This is a genomic window from Streptococcus panodentis (genome assembly GCF_017884005.1).
Taxonomy (GTDB): Bacteria; Bacillota; Bacilli; order Lactobacillales; family Streptococcaceae; genus Streptococcus; species Streptococcus panodentis.
Window position 1 is genome coordinate 1 of record NZ_QFAY01000035.1, and the last position, 24,916, is coordinate 24,916.

Genomic DNA, 24,916 nt, shown 5'->3' on the forward strand with positions numbered 1-24,916 from the left:
CCCAAAACAGACAACAGCCCACTGGAAAACGTGATAAACACGTTCAGCTAGCGGGCTGTTTTTTATAACTATACCTCCGAAATATGATGAAATCAAGGTAAAAGAACTGCGTTATTGATTCTTAGATTATTTTTCACGTGCTTTTTTCCGAAAAATATGTATTTTTTTCTTGAAAGAAACCAACTATTTATTATAATAAATGGTATATTTTACTTTCTCAACGCATTATGTGTACTAATGCTATTTTAAATATCAAAGGAGAAATAAATATGAACTACCTTGAATACGGCTTACCCGTTGCATGGCTAGTAGAATTTAAGCGATACTTTAGTAACATTAGATTTTTGCATCAAAAAAGACACCCAAGAGAGTTCTCTTGAATGTCTTGAAACGTTGATAGTATCGTATTGATTAACGTTTTGAGGCACGAACCTTCGGTTCTTTGCAGCCGTATTTGTAAGCGACTAAAGTCGCAACAACTACGTCAATTGGCCCCAATTTAGTATCTAAACAAAAAAAGAACACCCCAAAAGGTGCTCTTTGTAAGTATGGTAATTCTTGCGAATTAACGTTTACTGAATTGTGAAGCTTTACGAGCTTTCTTAAGACCTGGTTTCTTCCGCTCTACCATACGGGCATCACGGGTCAGGAGGCCTGCGCGCTTGAGTGAGTCGCGGAAGTCTGGGTCTACTTGGAGCAGGGCACGGGCGATACCGTGACGGATAGCTCCTGATTGACCGCCGTAGCCGCCGCCGTTAACGTTTACGAAAACGTCGTATTGGCCTGCAGTTGAAGTCACTGCGAATGGTTGGTTGATAACCAGACGGAGGTCAGCGTGGGGGATGTACTCTTCTACATCTTTTTTGTTGACAGTGATTTTACCAGTTCCTGGAACAAGGCGAACGCGTGCAACAGCGTTTTTACGGCGTCCAGTACCTGCATATTGTGCTTGTGACATGGCTTATGTGTTCCTTTCCTTAGATAAGTCCTGAAATATCAAGAACTTCTGGCTGTTGGGCAGCGTGAGTATGCTCAGCGCCTACAAATACTTTCAGTTTCATGCCTTGAGCACGTCCGAGAGTGTTGTGCGGAAGCATTCCCTTGACAGACTTTTCAATCAGGCGGACAGCATTTTTAGAGCGCAGTTCACCAGCAGAGATTTGCTTCAGTCCGCCTGGATACATAGAGTGGGTGTAGTAAATCTTATCCGTTGCTTTTTTACCAGTCAGTTTTACTTTTTCAGCATTGATAACGATGACGAAATCGCCAGTATCAGTGTGAGGGGTAAAGGTCGGTTTGTTTTTTCCGCGAAGTACGCTTGCAACAACAGCAGAAAGGCGTCCAAGAGGGACATCCGTAGCATCCACTACATACCATTTGCGTTCAACTTCACCTGGCTTAGCCATGTAGGTTGTTTTGTTCATGATTTCTCCTATGAATATCGTTTTTGTTTACAGGGCGGATGTTCCGGTCCGCGAGTTATTTGAAAGGTTCCGGGGCCTTACAAATGGGGTAAACAATACCGCCTTCTATCATATCAAAAATAGGAGGCAAAAGCAATAGATTTGAAAGAAATATTTGCAAAATAGCGATTTCAAATCTTCTAATCCTGATTTTCTGCAGCGATGCTGAAAAGCCCCAGAGTGCCCGGCCCGGTGTGGGTCGAAATGACCGGCCCCAGCGGTACCAGAAGGACTTCGGTCACCTGATCAGAAGCCAGCAGCTGCTCTTTGAGATTTTCAGCCGTTTCTCTTTCACCGGCATAGGCGATAACGACCCGCGGATCCGCAATCCCATCCAGAGTCAGCCGGACTACCTCGGCCTGGGCCTTCTTCTTGCCGCGGACCTTAGCGACAGAATCCAGTGTCCCATCTCCCTTGACGGCAATGATGGGCTTGATATTGACCAGACTGCCCATGAGGGCTGCAGTCTTGGAAATACGGCCGCCCCGCATGAGGTGGTTGAGATCATCCACCAGAAAGTAGGTTTTGACCTTGGGGACGAGGCTCTGAATCAGAACCGCTGTTTCTGTCAGGCTCTTGCCAGCCGCTCTGGCTTCGGCCGCCTTCATGACCAAGAGGCCTTCCCCCATAGAAGCAGCCTTGGTATCAATGATACGAATCAACGCATCCGGAAAATCCTCCAGAACCATGTCCCGGGCCATGACAGCGCTTTGGTAGGTTCCCGACAGGGCCGAGGCAAAGGCCACATAGAGGACCGCCGTCCCCTCCTTGGCGTAAGTGCGAAAGGCTTCTTCAAACTGGCCGACATTGATCTGACTGGTGGTCGGCTGACTGCCGGCTTCCATCTTGGCTAGAAGCTGGTCGCTGGTCAGCCTGTCTGGTCCGACCGTTTCATAGGTCCGGCCGTCCAGCTGAATGGTCAGGCCCAGGACCTCTATCCCCTGCTCCTGAGTCCAGTTTTCCGGCAGGTCTGCCGTTGAGTCTGTTAATATTTTAAAGGTCATGTTTTTCTTTCTCCATCATTTTTTGTAACGCCCGCAGGGACGGATTGTCCATGGGCCGCAGAGGCGGCTTGGCACTGCTGATTTGGTCGGATACCTGATTGAGATCCGACTTGGTATCGGCTACCCGCTTTTCCAGCTCTCTGGCGGATACTCTCAAAGCTCCCTGCGCAAAGACCGTCCACTGCTCATTAAGGTCGCTGGTAGCGACGGACACCTGATTGCGGGGGGTATTGAGCTCAGCGGCTAAACGTTCGATATAGTCGTCAGCCGTTTCTTCTTCCTCAGTGAAGACCACTGTCACCTGAAATGCTTCATAAGACTGACGAATCCCCGGCATGTACTGGGCATCAAAGACACAGATAATCTCCAGCTCTTCAAAGCTGGCATAGTTGCTGAGTTTGTCCAGCAGAATGGTGCGGGCCGCATCCAAATCGCCGCGGGCAAAGAGCTGGTGTGTCTCCTGCCAGAAGGCAATCATATTGTAGCCGTCAACTAAAAGGATTTTTCTTTTTAAGGGCATCTTATTTCAACCGATTCCGAAAGACTTCATACATGAGAATAGCGGCTGCCACGCTGGCATTGAGGCTTTGGACATGGCCGTCCATGGGAATCGTTATCATCTCATCTACCTGCTTTTTGATATTAGCAGAGATTCCCTTGCCTTCATTGCCAATGATCAGAGCGAGTTTGCCGGCTGTATTCCACTTGTGGGCAGGGGTTCCCTCCATATCGGTGCCAAAGATCCAGAAGCCAGCCTCCTTGAGCTTATCCAAAGTCTGGCTGAGATTGGTCACGCGGGCGATGGGAATGTGCTCCACTGCCCCGGTCGAGGTCTTGGCTACGACTGGTGTCACACCGACCGCCCGGTGCTTGGGGATGATGACCCCGGTCACCTTGGTTGCGTCCGCTGTCCGCAGGATAGAGCCCAGATTGTGCGGATCGGTCAGACCGTCCAAGATAAGCAGCAGAGGATTGTCTTCCTGCTCTGCTTTTTTCAACAGAACCTCGAAGTCAGTATAGGCAAACTCCGCTACCCGCAGGACAAAGCCCTGATGGACCGCTCCATCCGTCATCTCTTTCAAGGTTTTTTTAGGTGTCCAGGAAATAGATACCTTTTTTTCCGCTGCCAGATTCTTGATTGTATCGACCTTTTGGCCTCGCAGGTCATCCTGAATGTAGAGTTTATTTCCAGTGTTGGCGGCGAGTGCTTCTGTCACCGCATGCACACCGTAGACAATATCGTTTTTTTCCATGCTACTAGTATATCATAAAAGCAAACCCTGGCAAGTATCAGAGAAAGTTATTGGAAAAATCCACAGGGTGTGGTATAATAAACATATTTCAAACAAGGAGAAAACTAATGACTGTTTTAGCTTCCGCCATTCTTCTGATTCGCTTTTTGCTGGAGATAACAGCTCTCTTAGGTCTCCTCATCGGCAGTTTTACAGCCCCGACATTACTCAAGAAATGCCTTAGTTTTCTTGCCTGTCTTTTGGTTGGCTTTCTATGGGCACGCTATGGCGCTCCTAAGTCCAGTCAGGCACTAAGCAGCTGGGGAAAGCTCAGTCTGGAAGTTTTCCTGTACTCACTCACTGTTTTTTTCTTTTATATGACCTATCCAGCTAAATGGGCCACTGCTTTTTTACTGATCGCTGCACTTGATTTAATCGCCATGTATCTCCTCAATCTCTAAGGGCATTAAGAATAGGTAGTCGTAGATGGACTTTCCTTCTAAAATCTCCTTTTCTCTTCACTCTGCGTTTAAACTTTTGTAAAATACACTCCTTATTTCCGTAAATTCTTATCTGCGTTAACGAAAAATCAAGATTTATAGAACCAAATCATCTTAATAGTGACAATTTATAATTTAGAAAGGTTGCCATGCCGCTTTTTCAAAGAACGATTAAACTTGCTCTTGCCACTTGCCTAGCGGCTTTGCTGGCTGATTTTTTAGGATTGGAATACGCAACTTCGGCAGGAATCATCGCCATCTTGAGTATTTCAGATACTCGGCGCAGTACCGCCAAGCTGGCCCTACAGCGGTTTCTTTCTACCATTCTGGCTTTAGCAGTTGGCAGCCTAGCTTTCCTGCTGCTGGGCTACAATCTTTTTGCCCTAGCAATTTATATTGCCCTCTATGTGCCGTTGGCTTATCTATGGGGCTGGGAAATCGGTATCACGCCCAGTACAGTGCTGGTCACCCATCTGCTCTTGGAGCAATCTACCTCTTGGGCGCTGCTGGGAAATGAGCTGACCCTCTTTTTGATTGGAACAGGCTTTGCCCTTTTGGCCAATCTCTACATGCCGTCTCGCCAGAAAGAAATTGATGACTATCACGAACAAGTAGAAGAACAACTGAAAAAAATTCTTTGGCGTTTTGCATACTTTTTATCTAAAGGTGACGGTCGAAACGAAGTCATTCTCATCAACGAGCTAGACAAGATGTTGCAAGAAGCCCTACAGCTAGTCTATTTAGACCATTCCAACATCTCTTTCATCAGACTAACTATCGCATTCATTATTTTGAAATGCGACAAGCTCAGAATCATATTTTACGAGATATGGCCCAGAATATCAATAACTGTCAACTAGCTGCCAGCGAAAGCATTATATTGGCACGACTATTCTCTCAGACAGCCGAACAACTCAGCCAAAAAAATTCCGCCCACAGTCTACTGGATGAAATTAAAAACTATCTAGCAATTTTTCGCGAAAGGCCCTTGCCTAAGACTCGTCAGGAATTTGAAACCCGGGCTATGCTCCTGCAGCTCCTGCGGGATCTGGAAACCTTTATTCAGATTAAGGTGGAATTTTATAGGAATTACAAAGAAGACTAGCCGCCTGAGAAGACAGCTAGTTTTCTTTCTAAAGTATATTGAAATTATTAAGCTTTTAGATGGTAACATAAAAGTATTTTCATTCTATTTTACACACCTCTAAAACCTCTTCTTTACTTTACCTAAAATGTTTCATTAAGTGAACAGAATCCAATTCATAGAGTAATTTTAAAACAAATTTCGCAATTTCCTTTTTTCTTCTTCTCCAAAAGGATCTACTTACCCCTCAGAGGATTTCATTATCTCTTCAAAATGACTATTGGTATTTAAAAGAAGACGATACATAGTATGTTTATAAAATTCAACATCTGAAGAAACTTTACTTAATACATCCTGATCTTTTGTTAAATCAGAAATACCCAACTTATAATTAAAGGTCGAATAATATAAATAGTTTTTGAGTGCCCTTAAAAACTTTGATGCAGACTCCTTGCTTTATTACTCCCCCTCCACACACCGAATGCACCAGTCAATCAGCTCTTCCAGCCGCTCGGTCTGCTCGGTCATGTGCAAATAGCCCATGACCGCCTCAAAGCCGGTGGACATGCGGTAGGTGACGATGTCGGTATTCTTAGCCTTGGTGTGGCTGTTGGCATTGCGGCCGCGCTTGTAGAGTTCTTCTTCCCTGTCCGTCAGGAGGCCCTCTTCCAGCATGCGGGAGATGAGACTGGCCTGGGCTTTGGCCGAGACATACTTGGTCGCCTCCCGGTGGAGCTGGTTGGGCTTGGTCAGGCCTTGGAAAATCAGGTGGCGGCGGATATACATAGAGTAGACCGCGTCACCTTCAAAGGCCAGGGCAATGCCGTTGATCAGGTTGACATCAGTCACGGGTCCACCTCACTCCGTCCTTGGTGTCCAAGAGTTTGATGCCCTGTTCTGCCAGCTGGTCCCGGATTTGATCAGCCCGGGCAAAGTCCTTGGCTGCACGCGCAGCCTGACGTTCCTCGATCAGCTGCTCAATATCCGCATCCAGCGCCTGCTCCACAAAGACAATCCCAAAAACTTCCAAAAGCTTGGCAAAGGCCGCCTTAACTTCAGCGGTGTAGTTACCAGAGTTGATCCACTTAGCCAGCTCAAAGACCATGGTAATGCCGTTGGCTGCATTGAAATCCTCGTCCATAGCTGCGGCAAATTTGTCCAGAAAAGCCTGAAGCTGAGCAGAGTCTGCCTGACCGGTAAAAGGCTGCTCATAGGTGTTCTTCAAATATTTGAGATTGGTCGCTGCATCATGAACAGCTTTTTCTGTGAAATTAATCGGCTTGCGGTAATGCTGGGTAGCAAAGAAGAAACGCAGCACCTGACCGTCAATAGTCTTGAGGGCGTCGTGCACAGTGATAAAGTTGCCCAAAGACTTGGACATCTTGACATCGTCGATATTGACAAAACCATTGTGCATCCAGTAGTTGGCAAAGGTCTGGCCGGTTTTGGCCTCCGACTGGGCGATTTCATTGGTATGGTGAGGAAACTCTAGGTCTGCCCCGCCCCCGTGGATATCAATGGTGTCGCCCAGAATACTAGTGGACATGACCGAGCATTCAATATGCCAGCCCGGCCGGCCCGCACCCCAGGGACTGTCCCAGGAAATCTCACCCGGCTTGGCTGCCTTCCAAAGGGCAAAGTCCACTGGATTTTCCTTGCGGGCTGTCTCCTCATCTGTCCGCCCGGAAGCACCTAACTCCAAGTCTGCCAAGGTTTTGTTGGCTAGTTTGGCATAATTGTGAGATTTTTCCACACGGAAGTAGACATCGCCCTCAGACTCATAGGCATAGCCCTTGGCCACCAAGTCCGCCACAAAGCGGATGATGTCCTCCATAAAGTCAATCACTCGCGGATGCTGAATAGCCGGCTTAACACCTAGCTGCTCAACGTCAGCACGAAAAGCTGCGATATACTTGTCAGCCACTTCTTTGGGAGTGATGCCTTCTTCCTTGGCTCGATGGATAATTTTATCATCTACATCTGTAAAATTGGAAATATAATTGACCTCAAATCCCCGATACTCAAAATAGCGACGAACCGTGTCAAAAGCTACTGTTGAGCGGGCATTGCCGACATGGATATAGTTATAAACCGTGGGCCCGCAGACATACATGCGAACCTTGCCCTCCTCAATGGGCACAAATTCACGTAGGCTGCGGGTCATGGTGTCGTAAATTTTAATCATGCGGTCCACTCCCTTCTCTATTTCTGACTTTTTCGGCTGAAAACCAGCTCTGCAAAAGGGCCAAATTGTCTGAGGCTATCCAGTTGGTAAAAGCGCTGCCCTTCCTCTTGGGTAAAGAGGGGAACCCCCTTTCCTAGGATAAGGGGCGCTATCTGAATAATGAGGTGGTCGAAAAGATCCGCATCCAAGAGCGGTCCTACCAAGGAATTACCACCAATCACAAAGACATTTTTGCCTTTGTCAATCTGGTGAACAAAGTCCACCACATCCCCAGCTACTGGCTGGTAATTGCTGACAGGCAGGTGCCTATCATGCGTAAAGACATAGTTTTCCGTAGCTTGATAAAAACTTTCTACATCTTGCAAATCTTGGATTTCCTCAAAGGTCCGCTTGCCCATGATGGTGATATCCATTTGCCTGTAAAAGTCATCATAGCCTGTATCCTCTACAGAACCAAGCTGATGCAGCCAGTCTATCCTGTGCTGGCTGTCTGCCAAGTAGCCATCCATGGTGATACAGCCGTAAAAATATACTGCCATTCTTGTAGTTACCTTTCTAGTTCCTTTGCTATTGTCAAAGCGACAGTGAAAAAAGTCATGGCATCAGCTATCCGCTCTGCATGGCGGGCATCCCAGGTTCGGTTATGATGATCCACATAGTCAGCCGTATAGAAGAATTGATAGACCTTGGTCTTACGAAACTGGCTCCAGGCCATAATCGCCGAAGCTTCCATATCCACCACTTTGGCTCCAGCAGCCAAGCGACGCTTGACCTTATCAGGCGTTTCTCGATAAAAGGCATCAGTCGTCCAAGACTTGGTGCGGATATGCTCGATATTGTGCTTATCAAAGATGGCTTCCATCTTGGCCAGCAAGACTTCATCATAGGCAATCTCCGGACTGGCCGGAGCATAGTGGTAACTGGTCCCTTCATCTCGCAGGGCAGCAGCCGGCAGGATAATCCTGTCCGCCGCAATCCCCCGGTCCAAGACACCGCAGGAACCCAGTACAATAAAGTTTTTGAAGCCTCTGGCTGCCAATTCTTCCAACTGCCCGACTGTCATGGGTGCCCCGATGAGCGCCAGCATGACTGCCACTTCAATATCTCCTTGCTGATAAATATACCAAGAATGCAGGCCATTGAGGCTCTTGAGATGGCCGCCTGGCCGGACCGCATCCGACTCCAGCAAGCGCTCAATGATCTGACCATTAAAGGACAGGATGATGGTGTCGCAAATCTGTCCAGGCTCCAGTATCTGTTTATCCGTCGGCTCAATGACCCCAGGCACGTTTTCAAATTCTTCCAGCAGCATAAACCGTCCCTTTCTTATGAGTCCAGCAAATCCCGCTTCATCTTCTCAATGCGGCGCAGCTTGGTCTCATCTTTTTTGGCCTCACTGATATAGCGAGCCCATTCTCGCTGGTGGCTAAGCGGGAGTTTGATAAAGCGCTCCTTGGCAGGACTGTCCAAGCGGTCTTTCAGTTCAAGGACTGCCTGGTTCAAAATAGCGTCTGATAAATCTGACACAGTCGTCTCCTCCTGTCATAATTTTCACTTCAATAACTTGGCCAACAAAGCCTGACAGCTTTTCTACAGCCCCGACGAATGATGGCTGGCCTCGCGGGCCTGCTCCAGCTTGTCCAGATAGTATTCCCGCTTTTCCTCTTCTTCGTGGATAGCCGGCTCGTCCTTCTGGCCGTGAACCCGGACGATTTTGGCCGGAATCCCGACCACCGTTACATCAGCTGGTACATCCGCTACGACAACCGCTCCGGCCCCGACCTTGGCTTTCTCGCCGATTTCAATCGGACCGATCACCTGCGAATGGGCAGAAATCAAAGCTCCCCGGCGAACCGTCGGATGGCGTTTGCCGGTGTCCTTGCCGGTTCCTCCCAGCGTCACACCGTGGTAGAGCATGGCTCCTTTTTCGACAATGGCTGTTTCGCCGATGACCAGGCCGCTGCCATGGTCGATAAAGACACCGGACTCAATCTGAGCACCGGGATGAATCTCAATCTGGGTCCAAAAGCGCCAGAACTGGCTGTTCATCCGTGCCAGAAGCTTAAAGCCGTGCTTCCACAAAAAGTGGGAAATCCGATGGGCTGCTAAGGCCTTAACCCCCGGATAGGTGAGGACAACCTCCAGCGAAGTACGAGCTGCTGGATCATTTTCTTTTACTATATCAATGGTTTCTTTCCACCAACCCATCTTCTTCTCCTTTATGATTTTAAAAACAAGGGATTTGTCCGAACGCCTGCCAAAGGTCTTTTTCTTGCAGACGGACAGTCTATCCCTCTTTTTCCATTATCCTTCCGGCTTTTCTGCCTTTGTTTCCTGCTGCTCCTTATGAGCCTTAGGATGGTGAGGCTTGTCATGGTGCTTTCTTGGCTTATCAGACTTTGGCGGACGGGGCAGCAGCACCTTCATAGAAGCATCTACCCGGCCCTTGGCATCAATCTTGATCACCTTAACATCCACTTCATCACCGATTTGCACCAGATCTTCTACATTGTTGGTGCGGGTCCAGGCCATTTCTGAAATGTGGACCAGCGCATCGGTCTTGTCAAAGAGATTGACAAAGGCACCGAACTTCTCAATGCGGACTACCTTGGCATGATAAACCTCATCTACCTTAGCCTCACGGACCAGAGCTGCGATGATTTCCTTGGCCCGATTGATGGCATCCTGATCGCTGGAGTAAATGGCTACATTGCCTTCGTCGTCAATATCAATCTTAACGCCGGTTTCAGCGATGATCTTGTCAATGGTCTCACCGCCCTTGCCGATGACAATCTTAATCTTGTCCACATCGATCTTAATAGTATCAATTTTCGGAGCGGTCGGAGCCAGTTCAGGCCGCGGAGCTGGAATGGTCGCTTCAATCAAATCCAGAATTTCAAAACGGGCTTTCTTGGCCTGAGCCAGCGCTTCTGTCAGGATTTCCGCTGTGATTCCCGCTATCTTAATATCCATCTGCAGAGCTGTGATCCCCTCACGGGTTCCCGCCACCTTGAAGTCCATATCGCCAAAGTGGTCTTCCAGCCCCTGGATGTCGGTCAGAACCGTGTAATTGCTGCCGTCTGAGATCAGTCCCATAGCAATTCCGGCAACCGGTGCCTTGATGGGCACACCGCCGGCCATCAGTGCCAGCGTGCCTGCACAGATTGATGCCTGAGAGGACGAACCGTTTGACTCCAGTACTTCTGCTACCAGCCGGATGGCATAAGGGAAGTCCTCCAGGCTCGGCAGGACCTGCTCCAAAGCCCGCTCACCCAAGGCACCGTGACCGATTTCCCGGCGGCCCGGCGCACCGTAGCGGCCCGTCTCACCGACTGAATACTGCGGAAAATTGTAGTGGTGCATAAAGCGTTTCTTGTATTCCGGATCCAGCCCATCTACAATCTGGGTCTCGCCCATCGGTGCCAAGGTCAGGACAGACAGAGCCTGAGTTTGCCCGCGGGTAAAGAGACCGGATCCGTGCACGCGGGGCAGGTAGTCTACTTCCGCATCCAGCGGCCGGATTTCATCGACCTTACGGCCGTCCGGACGGACCTTGTCTTCTGTAATCAAGCGGCGGACTTCCGCATGCTCCATCTGTTCCAGAATCTCCGCCACATCCCGCATGATGCGGTCAAAGTCCTCATGGTCTGCATATTTCTCTTCGTAAACAGCCGTCACTTGGTCTTTGACCTCTTGGGTAGCGGCCTCACGCGCCAGCTTTTCTTCCACCTGAACGGCTTGCTGCAGGTCGCTGTTGTAGGCGGCCACAATCTCTGCCTGCAAAGCTGGGTCCACCTGCAGCAGCTCGACCTCAGCCTTGTCCTTGCCGACTGCTGCCACGATTTCTTCTTGGAAGGCTATCAGCTCTTTGACTGCTTCATGGCCTTTGAGCAGGGCTTCCAGCATCACTGCTTCTGGCAGTTCCTTGGCGCCGGACTCTACCATATTGATGGCATCCTTGGTCCCTGCTACCGTCAATTCCAGCAAGGAGACAGCTTTTTGCTCCTTGGTCGGATTGATGACAAATTCTCCGTCCACATAGCCTACCTGTACCCCTGCGATAGGGCCGTCAAAAGGAATATCAGAGACAGACAGGGCCAGAGAGGAGCCAAACATGGCCGCCATTTGCGGCGAAGCATCTTCATCATAGGAAAGCACAGTATTGATGACCTGCACTTCATTGCGGAAGCCTTCCGCAAACATAGGACGGATTGGGCGGTCAATCAGACGGGCGGTCAGGGTCGCATCGGTAGAAGGACGGCCTTCACGCTTGTTGAAGCCGCCGGGATACTTCCCAGCTGCATACATTTTTTCTTCATAGTTGACCTGCAGGGGGAAGAAATCACCCGTAGCCATCTTCTTGGACATGGTCGCAGCCGTTAAGACGGTGCTTTCGCCATAGCGCACCACTGCGCTGCCGTTGGCCTGTTTGGCCACCTGACCGGTTTCAACCACCAATTCGCGGCCGGCAAAAGTGGTCTTAAATATCTGTTTTGTCATAAATAGACGACTCCTTTTGAGCATTCGCTCGATTAGTATTGTATACGTCTTGGCTACAAAGATGAAGATACACTAAAGATGCTGCGGGGCAGTCCGGCTTGCAGAATCTTTCTGCAGAAAAAGAGGAAACAGACGCAGCCCTCGCTCGATAAGTGCCAGAAAACTTCTCTTTTCCCTAATAATGAGCCCCAGGCTCCATTCAGCCTGCGTTCAATAACGCAGCCAAGCAGAAATCTTACCCGCTCAAGAGGCTGAAAGCCGGCTGTCCAAAGCGTTTAGCGCCGCCTCTTGCAGCCTTGCTGTATTATTATACCCTCATCTTTGTATCAAGCGCGTATAAACCTTATTTTACCATATTTCCGGTTAAAAGAAAAAGGGTAAAAACAGCTTTTTCTCAAGAATATTCCGAAATCTCTGGACCTTATTTTTCATTGAGGATTATTCGCTCGGCTGAACTCCGGTACCAGCTGCAGCTCGCCGCCCGGTCTGATGTTGATTTTCATTGCATCTAAAAAAGACGATTGGCCCCATTCTGCAGCAGCAGTGCCTGCAGACCTCCTTCGTCTTTTTTCTTATTTTTTGTAAGCAGCCGATAAAAAGGGCCCTGTTTTTGTCAATGAGTTGCACCGCCGACCGTCTGAATATCGCCATCTTGGTAATCTACAATGGCTCCGATAGCAGCTTCGATTCCTCGGCTGATGTCTGTCAGGCTCATGGCAGCTGTATCGGGTTTATCCACTACCTGCTCCATCATATAAGGAATATGCATAAAGCCCGCTTTGACATGCGGAAATTGCTTGTCTGCCAAGTACAGCGCTTGGTACATGAGGTGATTGCAGACAAAGGTCCCTGCTGTATTGGACACAGCCGCAGGCAGACCAGCATCCTGAATCGCTTTTACCATGGCTTTGATAGGCAGACTGCTGAAGTAGGCGGGGGCTCCGTCTGCCCGTATCGGCACATCAATCGGCTGATTTCCTTCGTTATCCGGGATGCGGGCATCATCCTGATTGATAGCAACCCGCTCCGGAGTCAGACCTGTACGTCCTCCGGCCTGGCCGATACAAAGGACAGCATCTGGCTGGTAGGCTTTCAGTTCTTCTTCCAAAACCTGAGCAGATTTATGAAAAACGGTCGGTATTTCTATCCATTTGACCTCAGCCCCCTGAATGCTGGCTGGCAGTCTTTTTACGGATTCCAAAGCAGGGTTGATCATTTCTCCGCCAAAGGGATTAAAACCGGTCACTAAAATTTTCATCGTTTCTTCTCCTCTCTTTGAGCCTTATGTTAAAAGGCTAAAAAATACATCAAAGCAATATGGATTGCAATCATAATCAAGGCAACAGGCGCCTGAGCTTTAATGACACCATTTGGATCTTTCATATCCATCAGAGCTGCCGGCAGAGCGTTAAAGTTGGCAGCCATTGGCGTCAGCAAGGTCCCGCAGTAGCCGGCTGTCATAGCAAGAGCCCCTGCAATGATAGGATTGGCGCCAAGAGCAAAAACAAAAGGCACTCCAACACCGGCTGTGATGACAGTAAAGGCTGCAAAAGCATTGCCCATAATCATGGTAAAGACGACCATCCCCAAGACATAGGCCGCAACTCCGAAAAATCGGCTGTCTGCCGGAACCAGCCCGCTGATCATCTTTGCGATGACATCGCCGACGCCAGCCGCCGTGAAGATCGCTCCCAAGGCTCCCAGAAGCTGGGGCAGAATACCGCTTGTTGAGACCTGCTGGGTCATCCGGTTGTTCTCCGCCAAGAGAGACTGCGGCTTCGCACGCATGATGATGAGGGCTGCTGCAGTCGCAATAATAGCACCAAAGCTGATCGAAACCCGGCTGAAATCTGGCAATAGCTGAGCCATTAAAAGAGCAATCACTGACATGAGCATGACCGGAAGGAAAATCCGATTTTTCAGCTTAACAGCACTCGCTTCTGCCTCCTTCTCACTATGTGCCGGCAGCGTCCCGATGCGAACCTGTTTAAAAAGAGTCAGGAGGGCAATGACAATAACAAGAGCGCCTGTCACCTTATTGGGAAGATAAGTGCCGCCCAGAAAGGTCAGACCCAGCAGCCCCCAAAACAAACCTGTCCCAAAGCGAACGGGATTGCTTGTATCCTTATAGGCGCAGTATGCTGTGTGCAGGAACTGCAGCCCAATCAAAATATAGGTGATTTCCAACGATTTTTCTGCTAATTCTGCCATCATTTCTCTTCTCCTTTCCCGCTTTTCATCCTGTTTTTCTGCAGTTTTTTGTCAAACAGATAATTGTAGAGGCTAACGACAAAAATTGTTATCACAGCGACGATGACAGACGCTGAAGCAATGCTGGCAAAGTTCCCGTCATAGCCAAGCTGTTTCAGGGTTTCGCCAATTAACAAAACTCCTCCTGCCCCGACAAAAGTATTTTGAGCAAAAAAGTTCCCAAAATTTTCATTAGCAGCCGCACGCGCCTTGATTTCCTCATCTTCCTCCGCCGTCAGCTCTCTGCCAGTCTGAGTTTGGGCAGCTGCTTCCCCCATCGGCTGGACCAAAGGACGAACAAACTGAGGATGCCCTCCCAACCGAATCGAAAAGAAGCCCGCTAATTCGCGAATAATCAGATAGACCGTATAAAAAGTTCCGGCCGTTAAGCCCTTAAGGCGCTGAATCAGGTGAATCGCCCGCTGCTTCAGACCGTAGGTTTCAGACAGTCCGACCAGCGGCAGCGTAACCATAAAGATAGTCAGCACTCGCTGATTGGTAAATTCCTTGCCTAAAATTTCTAAGAAATCCAAGAAAGGAATACCGGATACCAAAGCAGTAGCCAAAGCTGCAATAACAACCATTGCTATCGTATCAAATTTCAAAATAAAACCTACTACAATAATGGCAATGCCGATTAGTTTTATCCACTCCATAAAGAACTCCTTTTTGTCTCTATTCTTCGAAAAATCACTTCAAACCACGTCAGCTTGACAGTCTGAGGGAGTAAAAAGGTCCGGGGGACCTTTTTAGCCCCTGCCTAGAAATTCAAAAGCAGGGAAGGTCCGGGGGACCTTTTTAGCCCCTGCCTAGAAATTCAAAAGCAGGGAAGGTCCGGGGGACCTTTTCAGACCGGACCCGGAAACGATGAGGCAGGGAGGCTGCAGATAAAGAAAGCGAAGCTTTCACCAAATAGGCCTACTGCTGAGACTTCCTTGCGGAAGCTTTATCTGCAATCTCAAAGCATTGCTGCTGCCGCTCCATTCACACCCCCCGGACTGTTGAGCAGCCTGGTTTGCTGATGATTTTCACTGAGTATGCTTCATTAATTATAGTATATCATACATTTAAATCAACCGTTCATGGATTTTGGAACGAATTGATGAATTTTTCCGCTCCCCGGGCAAATCGTTATAAAAGTCTCCTTTTTCGTCCGATTTTCTGCTATACTAGAGATAGTATTTGCACTAAAAGGAGACAAGCATGCTTGAACAAAAGAAACGTTCAGAATTTCCGGAAAAAGAACTATGGGATTTGACCGCCCTCTATCAGGATCAGGAAGATTTCCTGCGGGCTATTGACAAAGCCAAGGAAGACATCGCGCAATTCAGCCGCAACTACAAGGACCAGCTGACAGGCTTTGCTGATTTTGAGCGGGCCTTTGCCGAGTTAGAACAGATTTATATCCAGATCAGTCACATCGGCAACTACGGCTTTATGCCTCAGACCACTGATTTTGGCGACGAAAGCTTTGCCCAGATTGCCCAGGCAGCCATGGACTTTGAAACCGAAGCCAGTGTAGCTCTCAGCTTTTTTGACGATGCCTTGGTCAAGGCCGATGAGGAAGTGCTGGAAGCCCTTGGCAAACTGCCCCATCTGACCGCTGCCATCCGTCAGGCCAAGATCAAAAAAGCCCACTATCTGGGGCCAGAGGTCGAAAAAGCCCTGACCAACCTGTCCGAAGTCTTTTACAGCCCTCAGGATATTTACACCAAAATGCGGGCCGGCGATTTTGCCATGGCAGACTTTGAGGTCGATGGCAAAGTCTACAAAAACAGCTTTGTCACTTATGAAAACTTCTATCAGAATCATGAGAGTGCAGAAGTTCGGGAAAAAGCCTTCCGCTCTTTCTCAGCAGGGCTGCACAAGCACCAAAATACAGCAGCCGCAGCCTATCTGGCCCAGGTCAAGTCCGAAAAGCTGCTGGCGGACATGCGCGGCTATGACTCTGTCTTTGACTTCCTGCTGGCTGAGCAGGAAGTGGACCGGTCTATGTTTGACCGCCAAATCGACCTGATTATGAACGATTTTGCCCCAGTTGCCCAGAAATTCCTCAAACATGTTGCCAAAGTCAACGGCCTTGAAAAGATGACCTTTGCTGACTGGAAGCTGGACATTGACAGCGAGCTCAATCCCCAAGTCAGCATTGATGACGCTTATGACTTGGTCATGAAGTCTGTCGCTCCGCTGGGCCAAGAGTACAGTCAGGAAATCGCCCGCTACCAAAGTGAGCGCTGGGTGGACTTTGCGGCCAATGAAGGCAAAGACTCCGGCGGCTACGCGGCAGACCCTTATCGGGTCCATCCTTATGTCCTCATGAGCTGGACCGGCCGCATGAGTGATGTTTACACTCTCATTCATGAGATTGGCCATTCCGGTCAGTTTATCTTTTCCGACAATAGTCAGAGCTATTTCAATGCTCACATGTCCACCTACTATGTCGAAGCACCGTCTACCTTTAACGAGCTCCTGCTCAGTGATTATCTGGAACACCAGTTTGATAATCCCCGCCAGAAACGCTTTGCTCTGGCCCACCGCCTGACCGATACCTACTTCCACAATTTCATCACCCACCTGCTGGAGGCAGCCTTCCAGCGCAAGGTCTATACTTTGATTGAAGAAGGCGGAACCTTTGGAGCCAGTAAGCTGAACAGCATCATGAAGGATGTTCTGACCGAGTTCTGGGGCGATGCCGTTGACATTGACGACAATGCAGCCCTGACCTGGATGCGGCAGAGCCATTACTATATGGGGCTTTACAGCTATACCTACTCAGCAGGGCTGGTCATCTCCACGGCCGGCTACCTGCATCTGAAAAACTCTGAGAACGGCGCCCGTGACTGGCTGGAACTCCTCAAATCCGGCGGCAGCAAGACCCCGCTCGAGTCTGCCCGCATCATCGGAGCTGACATTTCCACCGACAAGCCCCTCCGCGATACGATCCAGTTCCTCTCTGACACTGTCGAGCAGATTATTGCTTACAGCAGGGAATTGGAGGAATAATGAAGAAATAAAATCAGCTTGAACGGATTCAAGCTGATTTTCTCTTCTTTTTATAAGGAATTAAAAAAATCTGGATACTGACAGATAAAGCAGAATGTAGGTACTGAAACAAACACCAAATATCAGCCATCTGATTAAAATCTGTGACTTGCTATAATTTTTAGTCCGCAGCAGCCCTAGGAAAAACCAGATGAGGCTCCAAAAAACCAAGCCCAACAGCTGAGGAGCAAAATAGGAAATCAAAAGCAAGGCAACAATCAAAAACACCAAGACCGCAATGATTCGTTCGGGCGTTATCTGTGACCGGGGAATCATCCAGCCCAAAAAGAAAGCAAAAACCGGCGGAGCGATGAAGGGGGTCAGCATCATAAAAACAAAGAAGAATTGATTTAAGATCTCAAGAATAGCCTGTACCTCGTTTCCACCACGTTTTATACTCAAATAAATAAAGGCTGGAAGCCAGAAGAAAATCAAAGATGGCACTTCCTATCTGCGGCCTGTCATGTTCTGATTGCAAGATAATAGGCTGAAAGTTTCTCTGCTGTTCAATTTCTGGAAGAGCAAAAAAACCATATCCCTTGTCCGCTTTTGATTTTCATTGAGTATGAATCATTTTCTTTCTCCTTATTATACCTTAAATATTGTATTTTCCAACAAAAAATTTAAATTAATTTATCCGCCCGGCTCATCCCAGCAGTATCAACGGGAATAGAGAGAACTGCAAAAACATCGGAGCGGATACTGGCAGAAAAATTTTTTAGTTGGAGCCTTTATGGTATAATATTCTATAATCTTTCAAGGGGGAACTGTCTTGTTTTTAGCTTTTAAGGAAATCGTCTACAGCCGCGGACGCTATCGTCTGGTCGTAGCGGTCGTCTTTCTCATCACTTATATGGTCTTCTTTTTATCCAGTCTTTCCGCCGGCCTGGTTCGGCTCAACCGGCTGGCTCTGGACCAATGGCAGGCGGAGTCAGTGATTCTGTCAGAGTATGCCAATCACAATCTGGCTGCTTCAACGATCAAGGAAGAAGAGTACAGCCGGCTAGCTCAAGGGGATGCTGTAGCTGCTTTGGGACAAATGCCTGCCGTAGCCAATTACGAAGACGGGACCGAAAAAATCAATGTTCAGGTCTTTGGACTGGACTGGGACAGTTTTCTGGCACCGAATTTAGTCGAGGGACGGACCGTCCAGACTGCGCATGAAGCCGTTGCAGATAAGCGTCTTCAGCAAAAAGGGGTCAAGCTGGGCGACTACCTCCAGCTCAATGGCAGTGAACAGCTCTATCAGATTGTCGGTTTTACAGAGGACAACAGCTATTTCACTCAGCCAGTGCTTTTTATGACACTGGAAGATTTCAGGGAACTGAAATACGGTTCTAGTCTGGTCAAAAGTATCAGCGCGCTGGTGGTCAAGGACCATCAGAAGATTGAGGAAGCCGGCCTCAGTCAGATTTCTATGAGCGATTTGGTCAACAATATCCCCGGCTATCAGGCTCAGGTGCTGACATTCAACTTTATGATTGGAGCCATGATTCTGATTACCTTTTTAGTATTGGGGATTTTCACCTATATCATTACGATTCAAAAGACACATCTCTATGGTATCATGCGCGCTCAGGGCATTGCCAGCGGGCAGATCATTGCTTCTATCTTCTGGCAGATTTTCATCCTGTCTGCTCTGGGGATTAGCCTGGCCGTTTTGGCACTGTTGGGAACCCAGCTGATTTTGCCGGCTTCCATGCCTTTTTACAGCGATTGGTCATCCTATGCAGGACTGACCGTTCTGATCATTCTCATGTCTCTGGCCGGCGGTCTCCTGTCCATTCATCGGGTGTTGAAAATTGACCCCATTACAGCAATCGGAGGTGAATAAATGCCAATCTTAGAATTAAAAGGCGTCACAAAAGAATATGGCCAGGGACATACACTGGTTCAGGCCCTGAAACCTACGGATTTTCAATTAGAAGCAGGACAGTTTGCAGCCGTTATCGGACCGTCAGGATCAGGCAAAACAACCTTTCTGACTCTGCTGGGGCAGCTGCAGACTCCTTCAGAAGGACAGATTCTCCTGCATGGCAAAGACACTTCCTTGCTCAAGGAAAAACAGCGGGCTGATCTGCGTTTCAATCATTTTGGCTTTATTCTGCAGACCTCCAACCTGATTCCTTTCCTGAAAATCGAAGACCAGTTCCGGCTGATTGACCGCTTATCTAAAAAAGACAGACTGGATCTGGATAGCCTGATTGAGCTGCTGGACCTGAAAGGCACACTCCGGCAGTATCCCAAGGAATTGTCCGGCGGGGAGCGTCAGCGGGCTGCCATCGCCAGAGCTCTTTACAACAGTCCAGACATTATCTTAGCCGATGAGCCGACGGCCAGTCTGGATACAGAGCGGGCCAAGCGCGTGGTGCACCTGCTCAAAGAGGTGACCCAGCAATACCATAAGAGCGTTGTCATGATTACCCATGATACCCGCCTGCTGAACGAGGTCGATAAGGTCTACGAGATGCAGGACGGTGTGCTGACTGAGATCCGATAACGAGCCAGCCTCCCAAAGTAATAAAGAGAAGAGCTAACAGAGAAGAAGGCCGAAGAGCTCAGGAAGCACAGGCAGCCACACAAGAAGAAAGAACGGTTTCTGCTGCCCATAATGGGACAGCAGATGTTTACCGCTATAGTCTGGACAGCCGGCCATCTATAGTTTGCTTTTAGTACTAGGCAACGAGTCGCAGGCTGTACTGGAGTACGGCAAGGCGAGTTAACGACGTAATAAAAGATAAACTAAATGACGATACACGATTTGACCGAGCTGCCACTATGACTGAGGAAGAGGCAGCTGCTGCCGGAAAACAGCACACAGCAAATGAATAAGAAAAAAACGATTGGAACTCCGATTTCCAATCGTTTCTTTCTCATCCCAGCTCTGCCGCAATGGCTTTGATCTGCTGGGCTGTGTGAACGCCGGCCACCTGCTTGACGACCTGACCGTCCTTTTTGAAGAGCAGAGTCGGGATGGACATAATCCCAAAAGCACGCGCTGTCTCTGGATTTTCGTCCACATCCATTTTCAGGATTTTCAGCTCGTCTTCTGACAGTTCTTCAGACAGTTTGTCCAAGATTGGTCCCTGCATGCGGCAAGGTCCGCACCAAGCCGCCCAAAAGTCCACCAAGACCAAACCGTCTTTTGTTTCCTGCTCAAATGTCGCATCTGTAATTGCTTTTACCATTCTTTTTTCTCCTTTATTTTTAGTCAAACTGGCTCAAATCCTGCTTCATCAGGAAAAAGAACACATTGCCGTAAGTGCCCTGATAGTTCAAATCATGGCCCTTGTAGGTCAGCTTTTGAACGGGATAATAATCCGCCACCCCAATCAGACAGGCTTGCTGGGACTGCTCAAAATCTTGATAAGACTCAAACCGCATCACCCGCTCCTGCTTGACAGCGTCTAAATAGGTTATTTCAATCATATGGATCTCCTTTTTTTGCGAGGCTGAGACAAAAGTCTTTCAGTCTCGCTTTGTTTTGGTAAAAAACTTTTGGCGCGGTAGCTGATTGGACTTTTTGTTCGTCTTTTAGACTCCAAAAAGCTCCTGCATCGAGGAAAACTCTGTTTTCCTTATCCCCAACCTCTCACAGTCCCCCGGACTGTGAGAGCCTTGCGGGCTGGGAGTGAAAAGGTCTGGGAGACCTTTTCAGCCTGAGCTTAGAAACAAGAGAGTGAAGGGAACTAAATTTTTAAAAATTTAGTTCTGTCCCACCGCCTTTCTTTTTTATATTTAGATTGTAACCAAAATCATTACATCTGTCAAATAAAATGCCTTGCAGAAGAACATCTCAATCCTCCAACCGGAGAATCCACGCTAACCAGAAGCCAACAAGACGGCAGGAGCTGCCTGTATAGAGGATGGGACAGACTCCCATGACGGCTGCGCCCTCACTCACATTGGAACATACCGTATAAGGCTCCTTACAAGCAATTCTATTTCCAAAGACCCGCTAAAATCTGCTTTTCTAAAATGATGAACTCTTCCTCTCTTATTCCGTCATTCTTTCCCACGACACAAAGTTGGCCAAAATAAGCAATGAGGGGACCGGCCGAAATGCGAATAAGCTGAAAAGGGGTCAGGTCCGGATTCACTCTTGGATCCTCCAGGAGCCGATTGTGGACAGCTGCTAGTTTGGACTGCATCATTTCCCAGATAAATTGCTCCTCCTCTTTTATTTTTTGGCCTGACAGCAGTTCCTGCAGAATAATCTTAAACAGCGCTTGATTTTTTTCAAGAAAGGCCATCCGATCACGAACCAAAAAGTGTATCATTTCCTCCGTCTTGTGATAAGTCAGCAAATCATCAAAGAAATTGACAAAAAGGCCCGGCACCACAGGATGCAGAATGGCGACTAGAAGTTCTTCCTTGGTTTTAAAATACTTAAATAAAGTCGCCTGACTGAGCCCCGCATTTTTGGCAATCTGGAGAGTTGAAATCCCATTGTAGCCATTGCTGGCAAAGAGCTCAACTGCTGACTCCATTATTTTCTTTTTTCCTTTGGGATAGTCTGACTGCTCTAAGTAGTCCGCAAATGTTTCAAAAATACTGTCTGTCATTCTTTCACCTTTCAGAATGGTTTCCTATTTCTTTCTATTTTTTATGTCAGGCAAGAGCAAAATCTGCAAGACCAAGTCTTCGATTTTGTTGTCCCGCCTCTGCCTAGCTCTGACAAACAGGGAATGGTGGTTTGAAGAGGCTGAGACAGACTCCCATGATGGCTGCGCCCTCACCCACAGAGGGATGGATCTTTTGGAAGATACCGTATAAAAAGTCCTTCAGTCTCGCTTTGTTTTGGCAAAAAACTCTTGACGCGGTAGCTGATTGCTCAAAGCACTGCTTTGAGGTTGCGGATAGGACTTGCAAAGCAAGTCTCAACTTTGTTCGTCTTTTAGACTCCAAAAAGTTCCTACATTGAGGAAAACTCTGTTTTCCTCATCCCCAACCTCTCACAGTCCCCCGGACTGTTTTGACACAAACTGCGTTTGTTTTATCTCCAACCTCTCCCAGTCCCCCGGACTGTTTTGACACAAACTGCGTTTGTTTTATCTCCAACCTCTCCCAGTCCCCCGGACTGTGAGAGCCTCGCGGGCTGGGAGTGAAAAGGTCTGGGAGACCTTTTCAGCCTGAGCTTAGAAACAAGAGAGTGAAGGGAACTAAATTTTTAAAAATTTAGTTCTGTCCCACCGCCTCAAACTTTCCCAAATCTGCCCTGCTCTCTCGTTTCTGGGCTCGGACTTGATGCTTGATTAATGCTTGATGAGCCCGTCCCACCGCCTTTGAGCAGCTCACTGCCCTATCGTCCTGTATGTTAAGCGATTGGCTGAAACTATCCCCGAACAGTTTCACTACTAAAAGGAAAAGACTATACCTTCCGATAACGGCGCAGGCCTTCAATATTAAGGATAGTCAAGACCAGTAAGAAGAGCAGGAGAGCCCCGATTTGAGGCAGGATATCTCTCAGTCCGTGTCCATATAGGATGATTTGGCTGATGGCCTCACCAGAATAAGTCAGCGGCAGGAATTTCCCAGCTGTCTGTGCCCAAGAGCCCATGGATTCCAACGGAATGATGCCGGAGAAAAAGAGTTGAGGCATAATGACCAATGGAATAAACTGCATCATTTGAAATTCTGATTTGGCCAAAGTTGACAAGAGAATCCCGAAAGCCAGAGCCACAAGCGCCAAGAGGACATTTACTATTATAACATTTATCAGGCTGCCGACAACCTCAATATCCAACAGCCAGATAGCGGCAAGCACGACAACGGCTGTTTGAAGGACCGCAATCACTCCATAAGACAGCATGTAGCCATAGACAATTTCAAACCGTTTGACCGGTGTGGCCAAGAGGCGGTCCAGAGTACCGCTGGTTCGTTCTTTCAGAAGCGCCATCCCGGAAATGAGAAAGACGAAGAAGAACACAACAAAGCCAATTAGAATGGGAATCATCTTGGCAAAGAAGCCCGTATCTTCGTTGCCGTATTGATAGGTTTCTTTGATTTCCGGACTGGCAGTATCGAATGCCGCTTGAGGGAGCGCTTGCTTCACGCGTGCCATCAAGGACTCCGTTCCTTCATGCACCAGACTTGTGCGCAAAACCTGTCGGGTAAAGGCCGTCTTTGAAGCATCTGTATTGGCATAATCGACCGTGTAATTTCCATCTTTATAAGAAATGACAGCGTCCACTTTTTCATCCGCAAGAGCCTTTTTTGCTTCTTTCAAATCGTCATAGGTTTCAACTGTGACATGGTCTGTTTCGTTCATGCGCGTCACTAGAGCAGCAGGTAGATCCTGCGCGGCCAAGGTTACATCAACCGTCGTGCTGGCTGAAAACATGAGATTCATGAGCCACATGATAAAGACAGGAGCTGCAAACATCATGGCCAACGTCCGTTTATCACGAAACAATTCTTTCAATACTTTTTTTGCAATGGCAGCTGTTCTCATCCTACTCTCCTTCCGCTTTCAAAAAGACTTCTTCAATACTGGATACACCATAACTTTCTTTGAGCCTGCTTGGACTGTCAAAAGCAATAATCTTCCCCCCTAAAAGCAAGCCAACCTTATCAGTCAGTTCCGCTTCCTCCATGACATGGGTCGTTACCAGAATGCCCATCCCCTTATCTCTGAGCATTAGCAGCTCCTGCCAAATTTTCTTTCGCAGGGAGGGGTCAATCCCAACCGTTGGTTCATCTAAAATTAAGAGCTTCGGATTTCCCAAGAATGCAATCGCTAATGATAAGCGCCGCTTCATCCCGCCGGAATACCCAGAAACTGCTTTATTCAAGTGTTCTGTTAGATCAACTACCCTTGCGACATGAGCAATATCGCGCGCCAGCTCCTTCTTTGTCAAACCTTTCAATCTGGCAAAAAATTCCAGATTTTCCTGCCCTGAAAGAGCTTCATACAAGGCATCTGACTGTGCCATATAGCCAATATCCCCCAAAATATGACGATTAGGCATAGCATGAGCCAATACAAGGGCAAGACCGCCATCTGCTTTTTCCATTCCCAGCATGGTTTTAATCATGGTGGACTTTCCAGCCCCGGATGGGCCGATTAAGCCGATAATTTCCCCGGCCTGCAGCTGAAAGCCAACATGATCTAAGACAAGCTGATGACCAAATGATTTTTCCAAATCCTGCAAATCTAATAGATTTTCCATTTCTTCCTCCTTAGTGAGCATTCACTCACCTGTGTGTTGTAAAATACATTATAGTGAGTAAGCACTCACTTGTCAAGAGAGAAGTTCAAAAAAATCCAACATTCCGAAATCAGGGTGTTGGATTCTTCGCTTTCTGCATTTTTTCACTTCCATTTACTTAGGTTTGAGAAAGAAAAGTCTTAAAAAGATCAGAAACAGAAAGCATATAGGCGGTGGGACAGACTCCCATGATGGCTGCGCCCTCACCCGCAGAGGGATGAATCTTTTGGAAGATACCGTATAAGAATTTTTAAAAATTTAGTTCCCTTCACTCTCTTGTTTCTAAGCTCAGGCTGAAAAGGTCTCCCAGACCTTTTCACTACCAGCCCGCGAGGCTCTCACAGTCCGGGGGACTGTGAGAGGTTGGGGATAAAACAAACGCAGTTTGTGTCAAAACAGTCCGGGGGACTGGGAGAGGTTGGGGATAAAACAAACGCAGTTTGTG

25 protein-coding genes and 1 pseudogene are annotated in these 24,916 nt (G+C 48.0%); 5 read left to right on the forward strand and 21 right to left on the reverse strand.

The window, feature by feature from the left end:
• Positions 1-565: 565 nt before the first annotated feature.
• The 5 genes from rpsI to rlmB all read right to left on the reverse strand — a co-directional run bounded on the left by rpsI (position 566) and on the right by rlmB (position 3,720).
• Positions 566-958, reverse strand: a complete 393-nt coding sequence (gene rpsI / locus DHL47_RS12185; RefSeq protein WP_128836565.1) for a 30S ribosomal protein S9 — start codon at positions 956-958, stop codon at positions 566-568.
• A 19-nt stretch (positions 959-977) separates the two neighbouring features.
• Positions 978-1,424: a 50S ribosomal protein L13 gene (rplM, locus tag DHL47_RS12190; RefSeq protein WP_002893769.1), complete on the reverse strand. Its 447-nt coding sequence runs from the start codon at positions 1,422-1,424 to the stop codon at positions 978-980.
• A gap of 179 nt (positions 1,425-1,603) precedes the next feature.
• The gene (locus DHL47_RS12195; protein ID WP_209552058.1) at positions 1,604-2,467 is read right to left on the reverse strand and encodes a DegV family protein; all 864 of its coding nucleotides are present in this window, start codon (positions 2,465-2,467) and stop codon (positions 1,604-1,606) included.
• Positions 2,457-2,987 (reverse strand): NYN domain-containing protein, encoded by a 531-nt coding sequence (locus DHL47_RS12200; RefSeq protein ID WP_209552059.1) that lies wholly within the window; start codon positions 2,985-2,987, stop codon positions 2,457-2,459. The genes DHL47_RS12195 and DHL47_RS12200 overlap by 11 nt, the downstream gene beginning before the upstream one ends.
• Position 2,988: 1 nt before the next feature.
• Positions 2,989-3,720, reverse strand: a complete 732-nt coding sequence (gene rlmB / locus DHL47_RS12205) for a 23S rRNA (guanosine(2251)-2'-O)-methyltransferase RlmB (RefSeq protein WP_209552060.1) — start codon at positions 3,718-3,720, stop codon at positions 2,989-2,991.
• A 107-nt stretch (positions 3,721-3,827) separates the two neighbouring features.
• Here rlmB and DHL47_RS12210 point away from each other — a divergent pair, with 107 nt between their 5' ends.
• Positions 3,828-4,160, forward strand: a complete 333-nt coding sequence (locus tag DHL47_RS12210) for a DUF2568 domain-containing protein (RefSeq protein WP_209552061.1) — start codon at positions 3,828-3,830, stop codon at positions 4,158-4,160.
• A 188-nt stretch (positions 4,161-4,348) separates the two neighbouring features.
• Positions 4,349-5,304: pseudogene (locus tag DHL47_RS12215) on the forward strand (aromatic acid exporter family protein).
• A gap of 438 nt (positions 5,305-5,742) precedes the next feature.
• On the opposite strand, the gene DHL47_RS12220 reads toward DHL47_RS12215, so the two are convergent.
• The 10 genes from DHL47_RS12220 to DHL47_RS12265 all read right to left on the reverse strand — a co-directional run bounded on the left by DHL47_RS12220 (position 5,743) and on the right by DHL47_RS12265 (position 14,874).
• On the reverse strand, positions 5,743-6,132 hold the full coding sequence (locus tag DHL47_RS12220; RefSeq protein ID WP_209552062.1) for a Mini-ribonuclease 3: 390 nt from the start codon (positions 6,130-6,132) through the stop codon (positions 5,743-5,745).
• A complete protein-coding gene (cysS, locus tag DHL47_RS12225; RefSeq protein ID WP_209552063.1) occupies positions 6,125-7,468 on the reverse strand; it encodes a cysteine--tRNA ligase in 1,344 nt (447 codons plus the stop codon). The genes DHL47_RS12220 and cysS overlap by 8 nt, the downstream gene beginning before the upstream one ends.
• 17 nt (positions 7,469-7,485) lie before the next feature.
• Positions 7,486-8,007 (reverse strand): dihydrofolate reductase family protein, encoded by a 522-nt coding sequence (locus DHL47_RS12230; protein WP_000301974.1) that lies wholly within the window; start codon positions 8,005-8,007, stop codon positions 7,486-7,488.
• Positions 8,008-8,015: 8 nt separating this feature from the next.
• Positions 8,016-8,780, reverse strand: a complete 765-nt coding sequence (locus DHL47_RS12235) for a nucleoside phosphorylase (protein ID WP_209552064.1) — start codon at positions 8,778-8,780, stop codon at positions 8,016-8,018.
• A gap of 14 nt (positions 8,781-8,794) precedes the next feature.
• The gene (locus DHL47_RS12240) at positions 8,795-8,995 is read right to left on the reverse strand and encodes a YdeI/OmpD-associated family protein (RefSeq protein WP_209552065.1); all 201 of its coding nucleotides are present in this window, start codon (positions 8,993-8,995) and stop codon (positions 8,795-8,797) included.
• 63 nt (positions 8,996-9,058) lie between these two features.
• Complete coding sequence (gene cysE / locus DHL47_RS12245) at positions 9,059-9,676, reverse strand: serine O-acetyltransferase (protein ID WP_128836588.1); 618 nt, start codon at positions 9,674-9,676, stop codon at positions 9,059-9,061.
• Between the two features lie 96 nt (positions 9,677-9,772).
• Complete coding sequence (gene pnp, locus DHL47_RS12250; RefSeq protein ID WP_209552066.1) at positions 9,773-11,968, reverse strand: polyribonucleotide nucleotidyltransferase; 2,196 nt, start codon at positions 11,966-11,968, stop codon at positions 9,773-9,775.
• Between the two features lie 613 nt (positions 11,969-12,581).
• Positions 12,582-13,226 (reverse strand): pyroglutamyl-peptidase I, encoded by a 645-nt coding sequence (pcp, locus tag DHL47_RS12255; protein ID WP_128836590.1) that lies wholly within the window; start codon positions 13,224-13,226, stop codon positions 12,582-12,584.
• Positions 13,227-13,255: 29 nt separating this feature from the next.
• Entirely contained in the window at positions 13,256-14,179 is a 924-nt protein-coding gene (locus DHL47_RS12260) for a DUF979 domain-containing protein (protein ID WP_128836839.1), read from the reverse strand.
• Positions 14,179-14,874 (reverse strand): DUF969 domain-containing protein, encoded by a 696-nt coding sequence (locus DHL47_RS12265; RefSeq protein ID WP_209552067.1) that lies wholly within the window; start codon positions 14,872-14,874, stop codon positions 14,179-14,181. Before DHL47_RS12265 ends, DHL47_RS12260 begins: the two co-directional genes overlap by 1 nt.
• A gap of 547 nt (positions 14,875-15,421) precedes the next feature.
• Here DHL47_RS12265 and pepF point away from each other — a divergent pair.
• Entirely contained in the window at positions 15,422-17,221 is a 1,800-nt protein-coding gene (gene pepF, locus DHL47_RS12270; protein ID WP_209552068.1) for an oligoendopeptidase F, read from the forward strand.
• A 60-nt stretch (positions 17,222-17,281) separates the two neighbouring features.
• Here pepF and DHL47_RS13455 read toward each other — a convergent pair whose 3' ends face one another.
• Entirely contained in the window at positions 17,282-17,590 is a 309-nt protein-coding gene (locus tag DHL47_RS13455) for a hypothetical protein (RefSeq protein ID WP_128836840.1), read from the reverse strand.
• A gap of 442 nt (positions 17,591-18,032) precedes the next feature.
• Here DHL47_RS13455 and DHL47_RS12275 point away from each other — a divergent pair, with 442 nt between their 5' ends.
• The gene (locus tag DHL47_RS12275; RefSeq protein ID WP_209552069.1) at positions 18,033-19,094 is read left to right on the forward strand and encodes an ABC transporter permease; all 1,062 of its coding nucleotides are present in this window, start codon (positions 18,033-18,035) and stop codon (positions 19,092-19,094) included.
• A complete protein-coding gene (locus DHL47_RS12280) occupies positions 19,095-19,760 on the forward strand; it encodes an ABC transporter ATP-binding protein (protein ID WP_209552070.1) in 666 nt (221 codons plus the stop codon).
• Positions 19,761-20,133: 373 nt separating this feature from the next.
• Here the strand turns inward: DHL47_RS12280 and trxA are convergent, their stop codons facing one another.
• The 5 genes from trxA to DHL47_RS12305 form a co-directional block, all read right to left on the reverse strand.
• Entirely contained in the window at positions 20,134-20,448 is a 315-nt protein-coding gene (gene trxA, locus DHL47_RS12285) for a thioredoxin (protein WP_128836602.1), read from the reverse strand.
• Between the two features lie 19 nt (positions 20,449-20,467).
• Positions 20,468-20,689 carry a DUF4649 family protein gene (locus DHL47_RS12290; protein ID WP_209552071.1) on the reverse strand — a complete coding sequence of 74 codons (222 nt, stop codon included), beginning with the start codon at positions 20,687-20,689 and terminating at the stop codon, positions 20,468-20,470.
• 512 nt (positions 20,690-21,201) lie between these two features.
• Positions 21,202-21,825: a TetR/AcrR family transcriptional regulator gene (locus DHL47_RS12295; RefSeq protein ID WP_128836607.1), complete on the reverse strand. Its 624-nt coding sequence runs from the start codon at positions 21,823-21,825 to the stop codon at positions 21,202-21,204.
• 806 nt (positions 21,826-22,631) lie between these two features.
• The gene (locus tag DHL47_RS12300) at positions 22,632-23,714 is read right to left on the reverse strand and encodes an ABC transporter permease (protein ID WP_209552072.1); all 1,083 of its coding nucleotides are present in this window, start codon (positions 23,712-23,714) and stop codon (positions 22,632-22,634) included.
• Between the two features lies 1 nt (position 23,715).
• Positions 23,716-24,432 (reverse strand): ABC transporter ATP-binding protein, encoded by a 717-nt coding sequence (locus tag DHL47_RS12305; RefSeq protein WP_209552073.1) that lies wholly within the window; start codon positions 24,430-24,432, stop codon positions 23,716-23,718.
• Positions 24,433-24,916: the final 484 nt, after the last annotated feature.

Excerpts from the sequence above, each read along its gene's own strand:
- DHL47_RS12295 (WP_128836607.1), bottom strand. The coding sequence starts at position 21,825 with ATGACAGACAGTATTTTTGAAACATTTGCGGACTACTTAGAGCAGTCA.
- trxA (WP_128836602.1), bottom strand. The coding sequence starts at position 20,448 with ATGGTAAAAGCAATTACAGATGCGACATTTGAGCAGGAAACAAAAGAC.
- rlmB (WP_209552060.1), bottom strand. The coding sequence starts at position 3,720 with ATGGAAAAAAACGATATTGTCTACGGTGTGCATGCGGTGACAGAAGCA.
- DHL47_RS12290 (WP_209552071.1), bottom strand. The coding sequence starts at position 20,689 with ATGATTGAAATAACCTATTTAGACGCTGTCAAGCAGGAGCGGGTGATG.
- pnp (WP_209552066.1), bottom strand. The coding sequence starts at position 11,968 with ATGACAAAACAGATATTTAAGACCACTTTTGCCGGCCGCGAATTGGTG.
- DHL47_RS12260 (WP_128836839.1), bottom strand. The coding sequence starts at position 14,179 with ATGGCAGAATTAGCAGAAAAATCGTTGGAAATCACCTATATTTTGATT.
- rplM (WP_002893769.1), bottom strand. The coding sequence starts at position 1,424 with ATGAACAAAACAACCTACATGGCTAAGCCAGGTGAAGTTGAACGCAAA.
- DHL47_RS12230 (WP_000301974.1), bottom strand. The coding sequence starts at position 8,007 with ATGGCAGTATATTTTTACGGCTGTATCACCATGGATGGCTACTTGGCA.
- DHL47_RS12200 (WP_209552059.1), bottom strand. The coding sequence starts at position 2,987 with ATGCCCTTAAAAAGAAAAATCCTTTTAGTTGACGGCTACAATATGATT.
- DHL47_RS12305 (WP_209552073.1), bottom strand. The coding sequence starts at position 24,432 with ATGGAAAATCTATTAGATTTGCAGGATTTGGAAAAATCATTTGGTCAT.
- cysS (WP_209552063.1), bottom strand. The coding sequence starts at position 7,468 with ATGATTAAAATTTACGACACCATGACCCGCAGCCTACGTGAATTTGTG.
- rpsI (WP_128836565.1), bottom strand. The coding sequence starts at position 958 with ATGTCACAAGCACAATATGCAGGTACTGGACGCCGTAAAAACGCTGTT.
- pcp (WP_128836590.1), bottom strand. The coding sequence starts at position 13,226 with ATGAAAATTTTAGTGACCGGTTTTAATCCCTTTGGCGGAGAAATGATC.
- pepF (WP_209552068.1), top strand. The coding sequence starts at position 15,422 with ATGCTTGAACAAAAGAAACGTTCAGAATTTCCGGAAAAAGAACTATGG.
- cysE (WP_128836588.1), bottom strand. The coding sequence starts at position 9,676 with ATGGGTTGGTGGAAAGAAACCATTGATATAGTAAAAGAAAATGATCCA.
- DHL47_RS13455 (WP_128836840.1), bottom strand. The coding sequence starts at position 17,590 with ATGATGCTGACCCCCTTCATCGCTCCGCCGGTTTTTGCTTTCTTTTTG.
- DHL47_RS12195 (WP_209552058.1), bottom strand. The coding sequence starts at position 2,467 with ATGACCTTTAAAATATTAACAGACTCAACGGCAGACCTGCCGGAAAAC.
- DHL47_RS12280 (WP_209552070.1), top strand. The coding sequence starts at position 19,095 with ATGCCAATCTTAGAATTAAAAGGCGTCACAAAAGAATATGGCCAGGGA.
- DHL47_RS12265 (WP_209552067.1), bottom strand. The coding sequence starts at position 14,874 with ATGGAGTGGATAAAACTAATCGGCATTGCCATTATTGTAGTAGGTTTT.
- DHL47_RS12300 (WP_209552072.1), bottom strand. The coding sequence starts at position 23,714 with ATGAGAACAGCTGCCATTGCAAAAAAAGTATTGAAAGAATTGTTTCGT.
- DHL47_RS12210 (WP_209552061.1), top strand. The coding sequence starts at position 3,828 with ATGACTGTTTTAGCTTCCGCCATTCTTCTGATTCGCTTTTTGCTGGAG.
- DHL47_RS12235 (WP_209552064.1), bottom strand. The coding sequence starts at position 8,780 with ATGCTGCTGGAAGAATTTGAAAACGTGCCTGGGGTCATTGAGCCGACG.